Source organism: Hoeflea sp. AS60 (assembly GCF_038900115.1).
Taxonomy (GTDB): domain Bacteria; phylum Pseudomonadota; class Alphaproteobacteria; order Rhizobiales; family Rhizobiaceae; genus Hoeflea.
Window position 1 is genome coordinate 31,819 of record NZ_JBBMQP010000001.1, and the last position, 17,669, is coordinate 49,487.

The 17,669-nt window shown below is 57.0% G+C and carries 15 protein-coding genes; 8 read left to right on the forward strand and 7 right to left on the reverse strand.

Annotated elements, in window-relative coordinates; genetic code table 11:
- Positions 1 to 121 precede the first annotated feature (121 nt).
- A complete protein-coding gene (locus WNZ14_RS00120) occupies positions 122 to 3,604 on the reverse strand; it encodes an indolepyruvate ferredoxin oxidoreductase family protein (protein WP_342866590.1) in 3,483 nt (1,160 codons plus the stop codon).
- A gap of 219 nt (positions 3,605 to 3,823) precedes the next feature.
- Positions 3,824 to 4,588, reverse strand: coding sequence for an SDR family oxidoreductase (locus tag WNZ14_RS00125; protein ID WP_342866591.1), 765 nt, complete (start codon positions 4,586 to 4,588; stop codon positions 3,824 to 3,826).
- Positions 4,589 to 4,819: 231 nt separating this feature from the next.
- On the opposite strand from WNZ14_RS00125, the gene WNZ14_RS00130 reads away from it, so the two are divergent.
- On the forward strand, positions 4,820 to 5,404 hold the full coding sequence (locus tag WNZ14_RS00130) for a TRAP transporter small permease subunit (RefSeq protein WP_342866592.1): 585 nt from the start codon (positions 4,820 to 4,822) through the stop codon (positions 5,402 to 5,404).
- Positions 5,397 to 7,223, forward strand: a complete 1,827-nt coding sequence (locus WNZ14_RS00135; protein WP_342866593.1) for a TRAP transporter large permease subunit — start codon at positions 5,397 to 5,399, stop codon at positions 7,221 to 7,223. The genes WNZ14_RS00130 and WNZ14_RS00135 overlap by 8 nt, the downstream gene beginning before the upstream one ends.
- Positions 7,224 to 7,583: 360 nt before the next feature.
- On the opposite strand, the gene WNZ14_RS00140 is transcribed toward WNZ14_RS00135, so the two are convergent.
- The gene (locus WNZ14_RS00140) at positions 7,584 to 8,693 is read right to left on the reverse strand and encodes a TRAP transporter substrate-binding protein (protein WP_342866594.1); all 1,110 of its coding nucleotides are present in this window, start codon (positions 8,691 to 8,693) and stop codon (positions 7,584 to 7,586) included.
- Positions 8,694 to 8,990: 297 nt separating this feature from the next.
- Here WNZ14_RS00140 and WNZ14_RS00145 point away from each other — a divergent pair, with 297 nt between their 5' ends.
- Complete coding sequence (locus tag WNZ14_RS00145; protein ID WP_342866595.1) at positions 8,991 to 9,755, forward strand: gamma-glutamyl-gamma-aminobutyrate hydrolase family protein; 765 nt, start codon at positions 8,991 to 8,993, stop codon at positions 9,753 to 9,755.
- A gap of 110 nt (positions 9,756 to 9,865) precedes the next feature.
- On the opposite strand, the gene WNZ14_RS00150 is transcribed toward WNZ14_RS00145, so the two are convergent.
- The 3 genes from WNZ14_RS00150 to WNZ14_RS00160 form a co-directional block, all read right to left on the reverse strand.
- The gene (locus WNZ14_RS00150; protein WP_342866596.1) at positions 9,866 to 10,840 is read right to left on the reverse strand and encodes a 2-hydroxyacid dehydrogenase; all 975 of its coding nucleotides are present in this window, start codon (positions 10,838 to 10,840) and stop codon (positions 9,866 to 9,868) included.
- Positions 10,837 to 11,865: a LacI family DNA-binding transcriptional regulator gene (locus WNZ14_RS00155; RefSeq protein WP_342866597.1), complete on the reverse strand. Its 1,029-nt coding sequence runs from the start codon at positions 11,863 to 11,865 to the stop codon at positions 10,837 to 10,839. The genes WNZ14_RS00150 and WNZ14_RS00155 overlap by 4 nt, the downstream gene beginning before the upstream one ends.
- 79 nt (positions 11,866 to 11,944) lie before the next feature.
- On the reverse strand, positions 11,945 to 12,523 hold the full coding sequence (locus tag WNZ14_RS00160) for a MarR family transcriptional regulator (protein WP_342868467.1): 579 nt from the start codon (positions 12,521 to 12,523) through the stop codon (positions 11,945 to 11,947).
- Positions 12,524 to 12,596: 73 nt separating this feature from the next.
- Between WNZ14_RS00160 and WNZ14_RS00165 the strand changes: the two genes are divergently transcribed.
- From WNZ14_RS00165 to WNZ14_RS00180, 4 genes are all read left to right on the forward strand, one after another.
- Complete coding sequence (locus tag WNZ14_RS00165; RefSeq protein ID WP_342866598.1) at positions 12,597 to 13,340, forward strand: creatininase family protein; 744 nt, start codon at positions 12,597 to 12,599, stop codon at positions 13,338 to 13,340.
- Positions 13,341 to 13,348: 8 nt separating this feature from the next.
- Entirely contained in the window at positions 13,349 to 14,314 is a 966-nt protein-coding gene (locus WNZ14_RS00170) for an FAD-dependent oxidoreductase (RefSeq protein ID WP_342866599.1), read from the forward strand.
- 64 nt (positions 14,315 to 14,378) lie between these two features.
- The gene (locus WNZ14_RS00175) at positions 14,379 to 15,479 is read left to right on the forward strand and encodes a GTP-binding protein (RefSeq protein WP_342866600.1); all 1,101 of its coding nucleotides are present in this window, start codon (positions 14,379 to 14,381) and stop codon (positions 15,477 to 15,479) included.
- Between the two features lie 13 nt (positions 15,480 to 15,492).
- Positions 15,493 to 16,482 carry a WD40 repeat domain-containing protein gene (locus WNZ14_RS00180; RefSeq protein WP_342866601.1) on the forward strand — a complete coding sequence of 330 codons (990 nt, stop codon included), beginning with the start codon at positions 15,493 to 15,495 and terminating at the stop codon, positions 16,480 to 16,482.
- Positions 16,483 to 16,494: 12 nt separating this feature from the next.
- Here the strand turns inward: WNZ14_RS00180 and WNZ14_RS00185 are convergent, their stop codons facing one another.
- Positions 16,495 to 16,941 (reverse strand): glyoxalase superfamily protein, encoded by a 447-nt coding sequence (locus WNZ14_RS00185; protein WP_342866602.1) that lies wholly within the window; start codon positions 16,939 to 16,941, stop codon positions 16,495 to 16,497.
- A gap of 284 nt (positions 16,942 to 17,225) precedes the next feature.
- Here WNZ14_RS00185 and WNZ14_RS00190 point away from each other — a divergent pair, with 284 nt between their 5' ends.
- Positions 17,226 to 17,669: a sugar dehydrogenase complex small subunit gene (locus WNZ14_RS00190; RefSeq protein WP_342866603.1), complete on the forward strand. Its 444-nt coding sequence runs from the start codon at positions 17,226 to 17,228 to the stop codon at positions 17,667 to 17,669.

Here is a 17,669-nt window from a genome sequence, read left to right on the forward strand (position 1 = left end):
CCAGACGGAAATTAAGAACACATTTATACTGCACTGTTTCGGTCAACATTTTCAACAAACCGCAGATCCATAATCCAGATCAGCAAACCCGAAATTAGGCTATTCTAATTGATGCACTGCGTTATTCAGCGGCAACGGCGAATTGCCCCGCATCGCCATGAAGTATTTCATACTTAATGATTTCCTTTTCAGGAAAAACAACTTCGTAATTTCTCTTCTTTACATGGCCGTAACCTTTTATCTTCAAAGGATATGAAAGAAATACTGCAGCTTTGCTAGCATTTTCCTCTCGCAGAACGCTGCTCATTTGCTCCAGTTCATCAATGAATCCGGCCAGAATCTGGCGCTCCAAACGTCGCTCTGCACTATAACCAAACAGGTCCAATGGTGTGCCACGCAAGCCCTTGAGAGCTGAGAGCACCGGAAATAGTGCCGCCATTCCGCGACCAAATGACGATTTCCGTGGATGCCCATTGCCATCCTTGCGTCCCAAGACAGGCGGGGCCATGTGATATTCCAGCTTGTCATAGCTCTCGAACTGTTTGCCGAGCTGCCGCTTGAAGCTGCCGTCGCTGTAGAGCCGAGCCACTTCGTATTCATCCTTGATAGCCATCAATTTGAACAATGACCGCGCAGCGGCGGCAGACACCGGACCAGCAGCGCCAGACGCAAGTTCTTCAGCTTCAACAAGCGGCTTCAGTGTTTCCCGGTACCTGGAAGCCCAGCCCTTGTTCTGATAACCCTCCAGGAATTCCGCGCGGCGATCGATGATTTCGGCAACCGTTTCCTCGGCCACTTTGTCGGCTTCCGCCAGCTGAGCCGACACAAGAACCTCGACAGACTTTGGATCGTGGCCTGCTTTCCTGCCCCACCTGAAGGCGGCGATGTTCATGGTCACGGATTGCCCGTTGAGCCGGATAGCTTCCTCGACAGAGTCCGGCGTGAGCGGCAATGCGCCCCTTTGGGATGCCATTCCAAGCATGAACATGTTGGCCGCAATCGCATTGCCGAACAAGCGAGTGGCCGCAAGTGTAGCGTTGAAGAAGCTGGTCTGCTCGGTCCCGGCCGCCTTGACGATTGCCCGCTTGATCCGCTCCGTTGGCAATGAAAAGTCTGCATTGCGGGTGAAATCACCCGGCATGACTTCGCTGGTATTGACCAGGAATGCGGTTTCACCCTCACGCACTGAAGTAAGCACTTTCCTTGAGCCTGAAACCACCAGGTCGCATCCAAGCACGAGGTCAGCCTTGCCGGCTGAAATACGAATTGCATGAATGTCTTCAGGCTTGTGGGCAATGCGCACATGTGAAAACACCGCGCCGCCTTTTTGTGCAAGGCCGGCCATGTCGATCATGCCGCAGCCCTTGCCCTCAAGATGCGCCGCCATTCCCAGAATAGCACCGATCGTGACGACACCGGTTCCACCGACACCGTCAATGATCGACGCCCAGCCCTGATCGAGCGAGGCAATGACCGGGTCCGGCAGACCAACCAAGGGGTCTGGCGCTGACTTGAGCACCGAGCTGTCGGCTTTCCGAATGCGCCCGCCATGAACGGTCACGAACGACGGACAGAAACCTTCTATGCAGGAGAAATCCTTGTTGCAGCCGGATTGATCGATCTTGCGCTTGCGCCCGAATTCGGTTTCGACGGGCTGGATCGAAACGCAATTCGACTTGACGCCACAATCCCCGCAGCCTTCGCACACCAGTTCATTGATGATCACCCGCTTGTCGGGATCAGGGTAGGTGCCACGCTTTCTGCGGCGGCGCTTTTCAGCGGCGCAGGTCTGATCATAGATCAGAACCGTAACACCCGGCACCTCGCGCAATTCACGCTGCACGGCGTCCAGATCCGAACGATGACTGATGCTCATTGATGGTGGCCAGGCTGTGCCTGCCGGATACCGGTCCGGATCATCACTGACCAGCGCAATCCGCTCGACCCCTTCGGCACGAACCTGCCGCGCGATGGCGTCGGCAGTGAGACCGCCTTCGTGCGTTTGCCCGCCTGTCATCGCAACAGCGTCATTATAGAGGATCTTGTAGGTGATGTTCGCACCCGATGCGATGGCAAAGCGCAACGCCAGAACACCTGAATGGTTGTAGGTACCATCACCCAGGTTCTGGAAAATGTGATCGCGCGTTGTAAAGGGCGCCTGCCCCACCCATTGCGCACCCTCGCCCCCCATCTGGGTGAACCCCGTGGTATCGCGGTCCATCCAGAGTGACATGAAATGGCACCCGATACCCGCGGCCGCGACTGAGCCTTCAGGAACCTTGGTCGAAGTATTGTGCGGGCAGCCTGAACAGAAGTAAGGGGTGCGAGAGGCCACATCCGACACACTTGCCAGCATGCTCTGGAACTGACGGATGCGTTTGACCTTTGCGTCGATGTCCTCCGCATATCCAATGACCTTGAGCACACGCTCGCCGACCGCAACGGCAATGTCATTGGGATCAAGCGCACCCTTGACCGGGAAAAGCCAGTCGCCGCGCTCGTCGCGCTTGCCCACCACCATGGGCTGCCGCGCCGCGCCGTAAAGCGCTTCCCGCAACTGGCTTTCCAGCAGCGAGCGCTTTTCCTCGACCACAATCACCATGTCGAGGCCTTCGACAAATTCGACCATGTCAGGCAGATCGAATGGCCATGGGCAGGCAACCTTGAACAACCGGACACCAATCTGGTTGGCGCGCGCCTCATCAATTCCCAGGTCATCAAGAGCCTGACGCACATCCAGGTAGTTCTTGCCAACCGTCAGGATGCCGATCTTGGCGTTGGCGCCACCGGTATAGATGATCCGGTTAAGCCCGTTTGCCCTGATATAGGCGCTCGCGGCATCGCGCTTGAACTCGTGAAGTCGCATTTCCTGACCAAGAAAATCAAGATCATTGGCGCGGATATTGAGCCCACCCGGCGGCATTGCGAATTCAGGCAGGATGATCTTCAGACGATCGATCCCCGCATCAACCGAGGCTGTGGACTCGACATTATCCTTGACGCATTTGAGCGCCGCCCACGTTCCGGCAAACCGGGACATAGCGAACCCATGAAGCCCGTAGTCGATCATCTCCTGCACGCCGGCCGGATTGAGGATAGGGATCATGGTGTCGATGAAATTGAATTCGGTCTGGTGGGCGTTGGTGGAGCTTTCCGCCGTATGATCATCCCCCATCAGCGCAAGCACACCTCCATGCCGAGACGATCCGGCCAGGTTGGCATGGCGAAACACATCTCCCGAACGATCAACGCCGGGTCCCTTGCCGTACCAAAGGGAAAACACCCCATCATACTTGCCGGTGCCGTCCAGACCCGATTGCTGCGTCCCCCAGCATGCTGTCGCAGCCAGTTCCTCGTTCAGGCCAGGCTGAAAGACAATGTTTCGACCTTTAAGGGATCTCTCGGCACGCATGATCTGCTGGTCCAGACCACCAAGCGGAGAACCGCGGTAGCCTGACACGAAGCCCGCTGTGTTGAGGCCGGCAAGACGGTCCCGCTCATGCTGCATCATCAACATGCGAACAACAGCCTGCGATCCGGTGACAAAAATCCGGTCCTTTGTCAGGTCAAATTTGTCATCGAGCGAAACATCATGCACTGTCATTTACAGTCTCCTCAAACCGCACTGGCCCGGATCAAGACTGATCCGGAACCGATCACGGGCATTCTCCCGACCCGTTACCTTTGCAATGATATTTGGCCCAGTCGGCGCAGCGGTCAATCGATTTCATTCAATAACCAGGACTGCGCAATCAGATGGTTGGCAACCCGCATGAGACGAAACTATCTGTCGCCAGCACCCTCTTGCGCGACCGATTCAGCGTCAGATCGAATGCCCCCCATCAACAGTAATCGAACTACCCGTCATGTAGGCACTCGCTTTTGAGGCCAGCAGCAGCACTATGCCGTCAAGATCATGCATGTCGCCAAGCCGTCCCGTAGGGTTTTGACCGGCCATGAATTTGGCCCCGGGTCCCTTCAGAAAGGGCGCCGTCAGACCGGTTTCAAACCAGCCGGGCCGGATTTCATTTACCCTTATTCCGTGCTTCGCCCATTCAAGCGCCAGGCATCTTGTCATCTGGCTTACGGCTGCCTTGGATGCGCCATAGGCCGAAACCTGACGCTGCGCCATTTCAGACAGAACACTCGAGATGTTGATGATCGAGCCGCCACGGTCGTCACGAATCATGCGCCGGGCGGCCTCCTGCGCAACCATGAACGCCCCCTCCACATTGACGGCCATGACATCACGAAGCGTTTCGCGCGTGAGATGGGTCGCTTTGTCGCGGTGAGCAATGCCTGCATTGTTGATGAGGACGCTGACCGGCCCAAGCGCCGCCTCGACCCGGTCAAAAGCATCGCCAATCATATCATCCCTACACACATCCAGCGGCACGGAAATCGCTTCGCCACCGAGCTCAGCAATCGTGTTTACACCTGTCTGCAAGCTTTCAGGATCATTGCCCGCAAGCGCCAGCTTGGCACCATTCATCGCCAGCGCCCGGGCCATGGCAAACCCCATCCCGGTACCGCCACCGGTCACCAGCACAATCTCGCCTGAAACATCAAACAACTCACTTGCTCGCACTGTGAACCTCTTTTTGCTGTACCCGACCAAAGCTATAGCCGCAGTCAGTGGTTGTTGCCACCATCGGCAGTTCGCCTAACTGGTAAAATTAATGCACCACTCGTTGCATTTCCTGTGTTTTTCCTGATATGGGCTGGCGCAGCATTATGCAAATGATATGGATAGTGCGAAATGGGAACCATGGTTGATCACACTCCTTTCAAACGGAGGTGAAATCACCGGGAGGGCAATATGGGTAGTCTTTTGGCATTGAGCCGGTTTATCGACCGGATCAATGAGTTTGTCGGACGCAATGTGTCCTGGCTGGTGCTGGCGGCCGTGTTGATCAGCGCTGGAAACGCAACAATCCGCAAGGTGTTCGACATGTCGTCAAACGCCTGGCTGGAAGTCCAGTGGTACTTGTTTGGCGCGGTTTTCATGCTCGCCGCAGGTTACACGTTGCGCAAGAACGAGCATGTCCGAATTGACGTTATAGCGGGCAATCTTTCCAAGCGCACGCGTGACTGGATCGACCTGTTTGGCCACTTCCTGTTTCTGCTTCCCTTCTGCCTGATGATGACCTACCTCGCGTGGCCATTTTTCTGGCGCTCGTTCCAATCCGGCGAGATGTCCAGCAACGCCGGTGGTCTCATCATCTGGCCGGCCAAGGCGAGCATCCTTCTGGGCTTCATTTTGCTCACAGCTCAGGCTGTGTCCGAGATCATCAAGCGCATTGCCATCATTCGAGGACTCATGGAAGAGGAGATCGGCCACGATCATTCCATGCCGCCACAGGTCGAGGCTGCCTCCGACATGAAGGGCCGCACCGATGCTTGATTTTATTGCCCACAATCTTGCACCGATCATGTTCATCACCGTCATGGCGATGCTGCTGATCGGCTACCCGGTTGCGTTCACGCTTGCCGCTGGTGGCATGTATTTCTTTATTGTCGGCGTCGAACTCAGCCATATTTCACCGGAGATCCGGCTGTTCTGGCCCTTGGCTCAGGCCAATATGAATCGCGTTTTCGACGTCATGCGCAACGACACGCTGCTGGCGATTCCGTTCTTCACTTTTATGGGGCTGATTCTCGAGCGGTCACGCATGGCAGAGGATCTGCTTGATACCATTGGCCAGCTTTTCGGAACGCTCCGTGGCGGCCTGGCATTTGCCGTTATCATCGTCGGCGCACTGCTTGCAGCCACCACTGGTGTTGTAGCGGCGTCCGTGATCGCAATGGGCTTGATCTCGCTGCCGATCATGATGCGGTACAACTACCACCCCGGCCTCGCTGCCGGCACGATCGCCGCATCTGGAACGCTCGCGCAGATCATTCCGCCCTCTCTTGTCCTTATCGTGATGGCCGATCAGCTCGGCCGGTCGGTTGGCGACATGTATGTCGGCGCCTTTTTCCCGGCGATGATTATCGTCGGCATGTATTGCGCCTACATATTTGCAATCACCCTGATCAAGCCGGAATGGGTGCCTGCCCTGCCGCCCGAAGCGCGGCCACTGGGCAGCGGCGGCCGCTCGCTGATCATTATTCTCGCAACCGCGGTAGCCCTGTTCCTGGTATGTGACTTCTACGTGTTCGATCAACTGCGCTATGAGACCCGCGTCGTCTGGTCAGCGCTTGTTGCAACGATCCTTCCCTACGCATTTGCGCTTCTCAACCGAAAGATGAACCTGGGCTATCTGTCCAAAATGGCAGAGCAGGTCGTGATTGTCCTGATCCCGCCACTGGCACTGATTTTCCTGGTTCTCGGCACCATTTTTCTGGGCATCGCAACGCCCACTGAAGGTGGCGCGATGGGAGCAACCGGCGCGCTGATCATGTCGATCATGAAGGGCCGCCTGGACAAGAGAACCCTTCTCCAGGCGCTGGATTCAACCGCAAAACTGGCAACCTTTGTGATGTTCATCCTGATCGGTGCGCGCGTGTTCGCTCTCACCTTTTATGGCATCTCGGGTGACCGTTGGGTTGAAGAACTGCTCTTGGCGCTGCCAGGTGGAGAGATCGGCTTTCTGATCACCGTCTCAATCGTTATCTTCATTCTGGGCTGCTTTCTCGATTTCTTCGAGATCGCCTTCATCATGGTTCCATTGCTGGCCCCGGTTGCCGAAAAGCTTGGCATCGACCTGATCTGGTTTGGCGTCCTGCTGGGATTCAACCTTCAAGCCAGCTTCCTCACGCCACCATTCGGGTTTGCGCTGTTCTACTTGCGTTCGGTTGCACCGATGAAAGCCTGGCATGATGAAACCACGGATCGGATGATTGAGCCGATTTCGACCAAGGCGATTTACACCGGAACATTGCCGTTCATCATCATACAGGTCGTTATGCTGGGAATTTTGATCGCCTTCCCAGGGCTTGTAACACACTACAAGACGGAACCATTGATGATGGATCAAAGCGACATCAATCAGGAGATCAACAACATCGGCGGTGGCGGATTTGGTTTGCCAGGTTCCGGCCTGAGTCTCGACGGCGGCTTTGGCTTGCCCGGCACGCCGAGTATGGGCGAATCGGACAACGGCATGCCTGCAATGCCGAGCTTTGGCGAACCATCGGCACCAGCAAACGATGGGGCACTGCCTGCGCCTGGAGGCCTTCCGGCTCCTGGCGGTGCGTCAGGGTTACCGAAGTTCGATTGATCCAAGCCAATAAAACCTAGGCATTATTGAGCCATGATCTGAAGAAAAGTCGGCGGTATATCTGCCGGCTTTTTTGCATCTGCAATTGCACGAGAAAGACTCCCGAAACTCACTTCCTGGCGGCAACTGTCGAGGCATTCTGGCTTATTCACTAAGCCAATATGGAGGCGTGACCCTCCTGCAAACTGCTTTGATGCGCCCGGTCAACACCTTGGCAAGGTAAAGCCGATGCCGACTTGAGCCTATTTGCATGGCTTGACCACGAACGCTCCAGCCAAAGACAAACCAATCCGCATACAGAGAAGCCCCGGAACTTTTCAGCTCCGGGGCCTTGAAGGCTCAGTTTGACGTGGGACTAGCTTAGAGCTTGCCGCCGCGCTGCTGGATCATCATGAACGTGTCCATGTTGTATTCAGACAGCTGGAACCAGAGGTAGCCGTCGCCGCGATAGCCCATGTAGCTGTCATGGATTTTCTTGAAGGTCGGGTTCTCGGCGCCGATTTCAGCATAGACCTTGTTGGCTGCAGCAAAGCAGGATTCCAGGATCTCGAGGCTGAACGGACGGAGCTTGGTGCCCTCCGATACGAGCTTCTTGAGCGCTGGCGGGTTCAAGGTGTCGTAACGAGCCATCATCACGCTGTTGGCAAGCGCAGAAGCCGACTTCACGATACCCTTGTAGTTGCTCGGCAGCTCGTTCCACTTGTCGATGTTGATGAGGTTCATCAGCGTCACGCCGCCTTCCCACCAACCAGGATAGTAGTAGTAAGGAGCAACCTTGTTAAAGCCAAGCTTGGAGTCATCATATGGACCGACAAACTCGGCCGCATCGATGGTACCCTTTTCAAGCGCAGCATAGATGTCGCCGCCAGGAATGTTCTGCGGAACAACGCCAACTTCCTGAATGATACGACCACCGAAACCGCCGATGCGGAATTTCAGGCCCTGAAGGTCAGCCACGGTGTTGATTTCCTTGCGGAACCAACCGCCCATCTGGGCGCCGGTGTTACCAGCAGGGAAAGCAATCATGCCGTTGTTGGCGTAGAAATCATTGTTCAGAAGATCAAGACCGCCGCCCTCGTAGAGCCAGCCATTGGTCATGCGCTGGTTGAGACCGAAAGGAACGCCGGTGCCGAATGCCCAGGTAGGGTCCTTGCCGAAGAAGTAGTACGAAGCAGTATGCGCCATTTCGATGGTGCCATCGCGAACCGCGTCTGCGCCTTCCAGCGCGCCAACGATTTCGCCAGCGCCATAGACCTGGATTTCGAAATTACCATCAGTGGATTCATTAACGGCCTGCGCAAAAACTTCGGCAGCACCATAGATTGTGTCGAGTGCTTTCGGGAAACCCGAAGAACAACGCCACGTGATTTTCGGCATTGTCTGCGCAATGGCCGGAGCGGCCAGAGTGGTCGCGGCTGCAGCACCTGCACCGGCTACCCCAGCCTTTTTGATAAAGGAACGACGATCCATAAAAACCTCCCAGTTGAACTAACGCCGCGAGGCAAGGGTTTTGTCCACCAAATACACCCCAACGACATGGGTTTGACCTAACCATGTTGCGTCAGCCCTTTCAAGCTCAAGACGGCAATTTCAGCGGCAATGGTCAATTTTTCTTGCCAGTTGTAAGCCCATCAAATTCAAGTAAAAATATTCATCATTTTCTTGGACTGCGCGACCGCTGCCGGAATTGACAAAGATCTCATGAAACGCAAAAACCAATGAAGAGCGTCGCTGGAAAGCGGCCGGTCAAATCAAGGAAATTGGGCGATGCATAGCGGACTAGTCGCAATACCGGCAGATATCCGGGAATTTGATGGATATACATGGCACGCAGCTCCCGATCAGTACATCATGGCTGCCGTCAGGGGATCGAATGTTCTGCCGCTGATAGTGCCTGCCCTGAGTGAAGGAACCGATGTCGACATGGTGCTGGACCGCGTCGACGGCGTTCTGATCAGCGGGTCTCGTACCAATGTTCATCCAAGCAATTATGGAGAAGACGAAACGGAACATCACGGTCCGTTTGATCCCGCTCGCGACCAGCTCACTCTGCCGCTCATTCGCCGGGCTATCGAACGCGGCATTCCAATGCTGGCCATTTGTCGCGGAATTCAGGAGCTCAATGTTGCACTAGGTGGTTCGCTCGCGACCGAGATCCAGGAACTTCCCGGACGAATGGATCATCGCAAGCCTGAAACCGAAGACAGGGATGCGGCATTTGCCATCCGGCATTCGATCAAGGTCAAGGAAGGCAGCTGCCTCGCATCCATTTTGGGAGACGGGGACGTGAGAGTGAATTCGCTGCACCGGCAGGCGATCTCCAAGCTTGCGCCGCGGCTGGCGGTCGAGGCTGTTGCAGACGACGGTACAGTAGAGGCTGTCAGCGTTATCGGAGCGCCCGGCTTTGCCATCGGCGTACAATGGCACCCTGAATACTGGGTCGGCAGCGACACGATTTCAGACAAGATATTTGCCGCCTTCGGTGATGCTGTCCGTGCACACCACGCTCGTCCGGCCGCAGCAGCCGAGTAGAGACCCATGAGCCGAGACGTTTCACCAGAGGCGGCAATTTTAACGCAATCACCGCTGGACCTGGGTCACAACAGGATCAGCTCATTCGTGGGCTGACGCCGCCATCCTTGTTATGTGCCTGAGCGATCGAAACCTGTACACTCGGGAACCGGCGTCAGCGCCGGGCGACCTGCAAGCCACGCGCCAAGATTGTCCACCACCAGATCAGCCATCCCGTTACGGGTCGACACCGATGCCGAAGCAACATGGGGCAACAGACAGACATTTGGCAAATCCATCAGCGCTTGCGGCACATTCGGCTCGTGCGCAAAGACATCAAGGCCCGCAGCGGCAATTGTCCGATCTGCAAGTGCTGCAATGAGCGCCGGTTCGTCGATCGTCGAGCCCCGTCCGACACTGATCAGAACGCCTTGCGGACCAAGCGCGCCCAGAATATCGGAATTCACGGCCTTTTCTGTCGCAGCCCCGCCCGGAACAATAACGATCAATGTATCGACCACTGATGCCAGTTCGATCAGGCTCGCGTGCCACGGATAAGCGACATCCGATCGCTCGGTTCTTGTGTGGTAATGAATTGGAAGGCCGAATGCTTCCAGACGTCTTGCTATTGCCAGACCGATCCGCCCAAGCCCGAAAATGCCGATAGTCCGACCCCGCAGTGTCAAGGACGTCAGCGGGTAAGCACCTTCGGCTGCCCAGCGTCCTGCACGGAGATAGGCCTCGGCTTTCGGTAGTTCGCGCAATGTGTTCAGCAACAGGCCTACGGTCGTGTCCGCAACTTCATCAGACAGCACGTCCGGCGTGTTCGTGACCATCACTTTGCGTGTCGCTGCATGCGCTGCGTCTACGGAGTCATAGCCGACACCAAAATTGGCAATCACTTCGAGGTTAGGCAAAGAATCGATGAAATCCGCCGATATGGCAGTCGCAGCGGCAATACCTCTGATACGTGAGCGTGTTTCGTCATTCAAAAGCCCGGCATCGGCAGCATCGATAGAAATGGCATCAAACTCGACTTCGGCGCGCTCCCTGACCCGCGGATGAACCCGCCCGGCAAGAAGAACTACGGGACGCAGCGCACTCATCGGCCAGCTCCCGGATTGAGTGGCGTAGTCGATTGCCGGATTCGCATTTCCGGTTTGATCAGATGCAGACCATTGGCTTCGCTCGATCCATTGAGTTTGTCGAGCAGTGCCCGGGCCGCATAACGACCGACTTCAGATTGTCCGTTCCAGACAGTGGTCAGCGCCGGCGTTGCAATGGCCGCCTCTTCAAGATCATCATAACCAGTCACCGAGATATCCTTTCCAGGCACGAGGCCCGCCCGTGCGATGCCACTCATCAAGCCGATGGCCACCAGATCGTTCCAACACACCGCGGCCGTCGGTTTGAGCGGGTTGGCGAGAAAATTCACAGCCGCTTCAAATCCGCTCTGCTTGGTCCGCGGGCCCGGGATCCTGAGTGCCGGATCAACTTCAATGCCGGCCTTTTTCAGTGCATTGGCGTAGCCCGCATATCGATCCCGTCCCGTCGACGTGTGGTCGGTCCCACCAATCATGGCGATACGGGTATGCCCGAGGCTGATCAGATGGTTGGTGGCAAGAGCTGTTCCGTAAGTGTCATCGCCGCGGAAGGTTGGCACATCGATCTCGGGCACGGAACGTGCGATCAGGATTGCCGGCATACCGTTGTCCTCGGCAAGCCGGATGTCGGATGCCGGCGTTCCGATCGCCGGCGACATGATCACACCATCGCCGCCGAGTTGAAGCAGCGTTTCAATGAAATTGCGCTGCTTGTCGACCGAATCGTAGTGATTGGACAGGATGAAGGTCTGCCGGCTGCGATCGAGCTCAGTTTCGATCGCCTTGAGGATCTCGGCATAAAACGGGTTCATGATATCATGCACGACCACGCCAATGATGCCCGACCGTGAGGTTCTCAGCGACGCTGCACGCCGATTGTAGATATAGCCAAGCTCGATGGCCTTTTCCTTGATGCGATCCCGCGTCACATCCGCCACGAGCGGACTGTCACGCAATGCGAGAGAAACCGTTGCCGTTGAAAGGCCCAGGGCCTCCGCAATCGTTGATAGTTTGATCTTCTGCGCCAAATCCCAATTCCCCCAGCGGAGCACCTCGCCCCGATTCAAACAATTAAACAAATCTAAAAGGTTTAAATCGGGCTGGCAATCAATCAGCGTCCTCTGGCACACCATCAACAACCGAAGAGTTTTCCTTTTGCGGCTCCATTGCATCTGTCACGGCACTCTTTTCAGCCATCGGAACAGGGTCGGACCGCAGACTCGCTGATATGTTGGCGTCCACCGTTGAAAGCAGTTCGAGGAGCTGAGCCACCTGCTTTTTCTTCAACCCTGCGAACGCGGTTTTTTCCGTCTTGCGTTGAGATTTTCGGATCGACTTGATCTGGTCCCGCCCCTCATCAGTCAAGAACACCAACATCATCCGCCCATCATCGGGCGAGCCTTCACGTCGCAAAAATCCTTGCACAGCAAGACGACCGATGGTCTTTGTGACAGTGGGTGCCTTTACCCCGAGGGCCGCTGCAATTGCACCCGGCGTCTGACCGTCTTTCACGTCCAGCGCCAGCATGACGCCATCCTGACCGGCATAGAGGCCAAGATCCAGCAGATGGCGCGACAAGGCGGTCCTTGTGTTGCGCGCAACCTGATTGATCATCGAAAGCGCCTCTGCATGATCGCCCTTCTTCGTCGTCTTGCTCTTGTTTTTCTTTTTGGCGGACATGGACAGCTCCTTCTTGCGGCCTTTGTTCCATCACCCTAGGGTTCAAACTCTAATAAGGCCTGAGCGGAATAACCACCCTATGCCCACACAACCCATATCCATCGCCATACTCCCGCTGGGCGCCCATGAGCAGCATGGACCACACTTGCCATTTGAGACCGACACACTGATCGCTCAGGAAGTGGCTCGGCGGCTTTGTGCTGCTGCTCCAGCCAACGTTGACGCCGTACCGCTGCCTGTCGAATCAATCGGCTATTCTATCGAACACATGGATGTGTCAGGCACGCGAACCCTTGGCTTCGATGAGGCCGTGAACCGCTGGATTGATATTGCCGCGCGCTGTGCCGAGCATGGAACCCGCCGTCTGATGCTGCTGAACGCTCATGGTGGCAACTCGCCGCTCCTGACGATTGTCGCCACCGAAGCCCGGGTCAGGTTCAACATGCTCGTGGTTGCCACAAGCTGGACCCGGTTTGGCATGCCGGCCGAAATCATTCCACCCGAAGACAAGGCCCTCGACATCCATGCCGGCGACATCGAAACCTCGGTGATGCTCGCCATCCACCCGGAGCTGGTCCGCCTGGAGGCGCTTGAGGATTTCCCTTCCCGCCAGGCTGAATATGCCCTGAAGTTCAAGCATCTTCGTGCCTATGGTCCGCATGCTTTCGGCTGGAAAATGTCTGATCTCAACTCACAAGGCGCCGCTGGCAAGGCAAGTCAGGCATCGGCCAGCAAAGGCGAAGCTCTGCTGGCACACGCGGTAAACGGCTTGACCGAATTGCTCACTGACATGGCGAACTTCGACGTAAGCGAGCTGGATTAGGTATTGCGATGAATGAAGTCGATACTCTGATCATAGGCGCCGGACTGGCTGGCCTGACGCTGGCGCGGGAACTCTCTGGGCATCCGGGCAAGGTGATGATCCTCGAGAAATCGAAATCTCCTGGCGGAAGGCTTTCGACCCGCCTCAGCGATTTCGGCAGTTTCGATCACGGCGCGCAATATCTGACCAGCCGCACCCCCGCGTTCACCGCACTGCTGAACCAACTCTCCGAAACTGGCAAACTGGCGCCTTGGAGCCCTGCCGGAAAGGGCAGTTCCCGTCCATGGTGGGTTGGGCAGCCAGGCATGTCGACCCTTGGCAAAGCGCTTGCTCGGGGCCTCGACATCAGCTTCGAAACGCGGGTGACAGAGATTGCATGTGAGGATGGCGGCTTCGTTGTCCACACCCAAGATCCCGCTGGAGAGAAGGCGATCTACGCAGCATCAAGGATTGTTGCAGCTATTCCCGCGCCACAGGCTATGGATCTGCTCGTTCCGCTTGATCCCGTTTTTCTCAAGTTGCAAGAGGTCAGCATGGCTCCCTGTTGGTCTGCGATGCTGGCGTTCGAGAGCCGTTTGAATGACTTGCTGGACCTGACGCGCGGTAAAGAGGGTGATGTGCTTTCGCTGATTGCGCGCAACGGCTCCAAACCCGGCAGAGACGGCGAGACCTTTGTGATCCATGCGACGCCAGAGTGGAGCCGCGCGCACATCGAGAATGATCCAGATACCGTCAAATCAGCGATGGTGAGCGCACTGCGGCAACAGACCGGACTTGGCGACCATTTGCCCGCGCCCGTGCATTGTAAGGTTCATCGCTGGCTCTATGCGCTGGCGGAAACTCCGCTGGATCAACCCTTCTTCGGCAATTCGGGGAATACGCTGTTTGCCTGCGGCGACTGGTGTATAGGCGGTCGTGCCGAAGCGGCACATCAATCCGGCCTGGCTCTGGCGCAGCACATCATTTCCTTGTGAGTGGCATAAGCCACGCGAAACGCCTATATGGGGTTCAAACACACCTTCCTGACTGAGAGATCCGATGAGCGAAGCGCCAGTTCCCACACCCGTGGCCCCCATCCCCGTGACAGTCCTGACCGGCTATCTGGGTGCCGGCAAGACAACCCTCCTGAACCGAATTCTCTCCGAACCGCACGGCAAGCGTTACGCGGTGATCGTCAACGAATTCGGCGAAATCGGGATCGACAACGACCTGATCGTGGAATCCGACGAGGAAATCTACGAGATGAACAATGGTTGCGTCTGCTGCACAGTGCGCGGCGACCTGATCCGCGTTGTCGAAGGCCTGATGCGTCGCCCTGGCCGGTTTGACGCCATCATCGTCGAGACCACGGGCCTTGCCGATCCAGTACCGGTAGCCCAGACTTTCTTCATGGACGAGGACGTTCGCGCAAAGACGAGACTCGACGCAGTCGTCGCACTCGTCGACGCAAGGCATTTGCCTGCCCGGCTCAAGGACAGCCGCGAAGCGGAGGATCAGATCGCCTTTGCCGACGTTGTGATTTTGAACAAGACCGATCTGGTGACACCGGAAGAGCTAGAATCGGTCGAACGCACCGTGCGCGCCATCAACCCATCAGCGCGAATTCATCGCACCGAACGGGCCGCAGTGGCCCTTGATGCCGTGCTCGACCGGGGTGCTTTTGATCTCAGCCGCGCGCTTGAGAATGATCCGCATTTCCTTGATCACGATCACCCCGACCATGCCTGCGGCCCGGATTGCGATCATGATCATGACCATGATCACGGCCATCATCACCACGGCCATGACCACGATCATCACGGTCACAGCCATCACGATCACGCCGAACCGTCGGCCATTCACGATCTCACGATCCAGTCGGTTTCGTTGCGCGCTGGCCCGGTCAACCCGAAGAAATTCTTCCCGTGGATCGAAAAGATCACACAGCTTGAAGGTCCCAATATCCTGCGCCTCAAGGGTATCATCGCATTTGAAGGTGACGCCGATCGCTACGTGATCCAGGGTGTGCACATGATTGTCGAGGGCGACCATCAGCGGGCATGGAAAGAGGGCGAAAAGCGCGAAAGCCGGATCGTCTTCATCGGCCGTGAACTTGACCGCGAGAAGCTCGAGCGAACCTTCCTCGCCTGCCAAGCCTGAGGGACGCCGTATCATGCCAACAGTCGCGCCCATCGATCTCGATGACCATTGCCTTGCAACCGGATTTCTGGACGACGTTCCGTATTTCGCACTCGTTTCCGGACAGGTTGTTCGCCTTGACCACGGAACCCACCACCACGAGATGCATGATGGCTTGCTTGCCACTGCCGTCAGTTGGGACGGCAAGAGCCTGATCACCGGCGGCGAAGACGGCAAGGTGATGCGGCTTGATGCCGATGGAACCGAGACAATTGCGCGCGGACCTACACGCAAATGGGTCAGTGCCATTGCCGCAGGGCCGCAGGGCGCCATCGCTTTCGCCGATGGGCGTCAGGCCACGGTGCTGCTCACCGACGGAACCGAACGGACCTTCGAGGAGGCCCGCACGATCGAGGGCCTCGCCTTCGCGCCGAAAGGCCTGCGGCTGGCAATGGCGCGCTACAATGGCGTATCGCTCACCTTCGTCCACGGCAGCGCTCCAGCAGTCGATTTCGAATGGAAAGGCGCCCACAATCAGGTGATGTTCAGCCCTGATGGACGGTTTCTGGTCACTGCCATGCAGGAAAATGCGCTGCATGGCTGGAAGCTCGATGGCAAACCGGGCAGCGAACAGCGCCACATGCGCATGACCGGCTATCCGGCCAAGGTCAAATCCCTGTCGTGGTCCAACAAGGGCAAATGGCTCGCCTCTTCTGGTGCGCCATCAGCGATCGTCTGGCCGTTCTCGGCCAAGGATGGCCCGATGGGCAAGGCCCCGCTTGAGCTCGGCCAGCGCGCAGACACGCTTGTCACATGCGTTGCATGCCATCCAGTCGAGGATCTTGTCGCCATCGGTTTCGGCGACGGCATGGTTCTCGCCGTCCGCATTGCCGACAGCAAGGAAGCCCTGCTGCGGCGGCCTGGCAAAGGACCTATCACTGCAATAGCTTGGAACAAGCCAGGTCGCCTGCTCGCGTTTGGATCGCAAGCAGGCGACTGTGGTGTTGTCGACATCGCCGGATAACAGCCACCCCGGTTACGACCAGGACAACTCCAGCTGCGGCCGGCCGTTTGACGTCCGTTCGCGGCTAGACCCATCCCTGCCAATGGTCCCGTTGATCCGCTTGCGGAAGGCGGAAAAGCTGTCGAAGGTAACAACGTCGACAGCTTCGTCGAGATCCACAGCGACCCGGTAATGCCCCGGAGCCGAAGTCAGAGCCTGGATACCCACAATCCGGCCTGCGAAGGGCTGGCCGAGATAAGCGCCGTTTACGCGTGAACCAGGCCCCAGACTTTCCGGCCCGGGCCGGTTGCCCAGCGCGGCATGCAGTGTGTTCCAGTCATTAAATCCGTATTGAGCGGCAATCAGCTCCAGCGCCTTGGAATGGCCTATGGTGTTGCCATTGGCTTCAAGCCGGGTTCTCAGACGGCGCGCCTGATCTTTCAAGGTGCTCAAATTTGGCAGTGGCGTGTGATCACGCATGGCAGTTCTCCTGTCATGACATGCTGTTTAGAAGGGGTGCCCGCATTCCACTGTCTGGCATGTCATCATGGAGGTGACTGCTTGAAAGCTGGAGACTTCACCATGGCACAAGGCCTGCGGACGGCCGGGACTCCAGACCCGAAGACGCTCAAATAGGTACGCATGAGCTGCTTGTCAATCGGCAGCACGGGCAGCATCGGCATAAGGGCTGTTGGGGATAAACCAAAAAATCGGAACCATTCGGGAGGACGTTCGTTGGGGAGTAGATTTGCAAGGAACCGATAATGACCCAAGCGAAACCCACCAGCGGCTTTTCTCCCAACAGACGCAGCATGCTCATCGGCGGCTCGGCACTGGCGCTGGCAGCGTTCGCGGGGTGGCCCGGCAAGGTTTCAGCCGCCACAATCGATACCGACGCTTTCCTTGAGCTCTCCAAAAAACTGACCAACAAGCCGGATCTATCCCCCGACCTGGCCGAGAAGATGCTGAAGGCGTTCGAGGCAGTCGGCAAGAGTGACGGTATCGCGGCGCTTGCTGACGGGTCCGAAGACAAGGAAATGGGAAATGCCATTGTCGCAGCCTGGTACAGCGGCGTCTCGCCCGACCCGGAAAGCGGCGAGGTGATCACCTACACCGACGCCCTGATGTGGCAGGCGATGAGCTTCACCAAGCCTATGGGCTATTGCGGTGGAGAGACAGGGTACTGGGCCGAACCTCCAGCCGGCTAA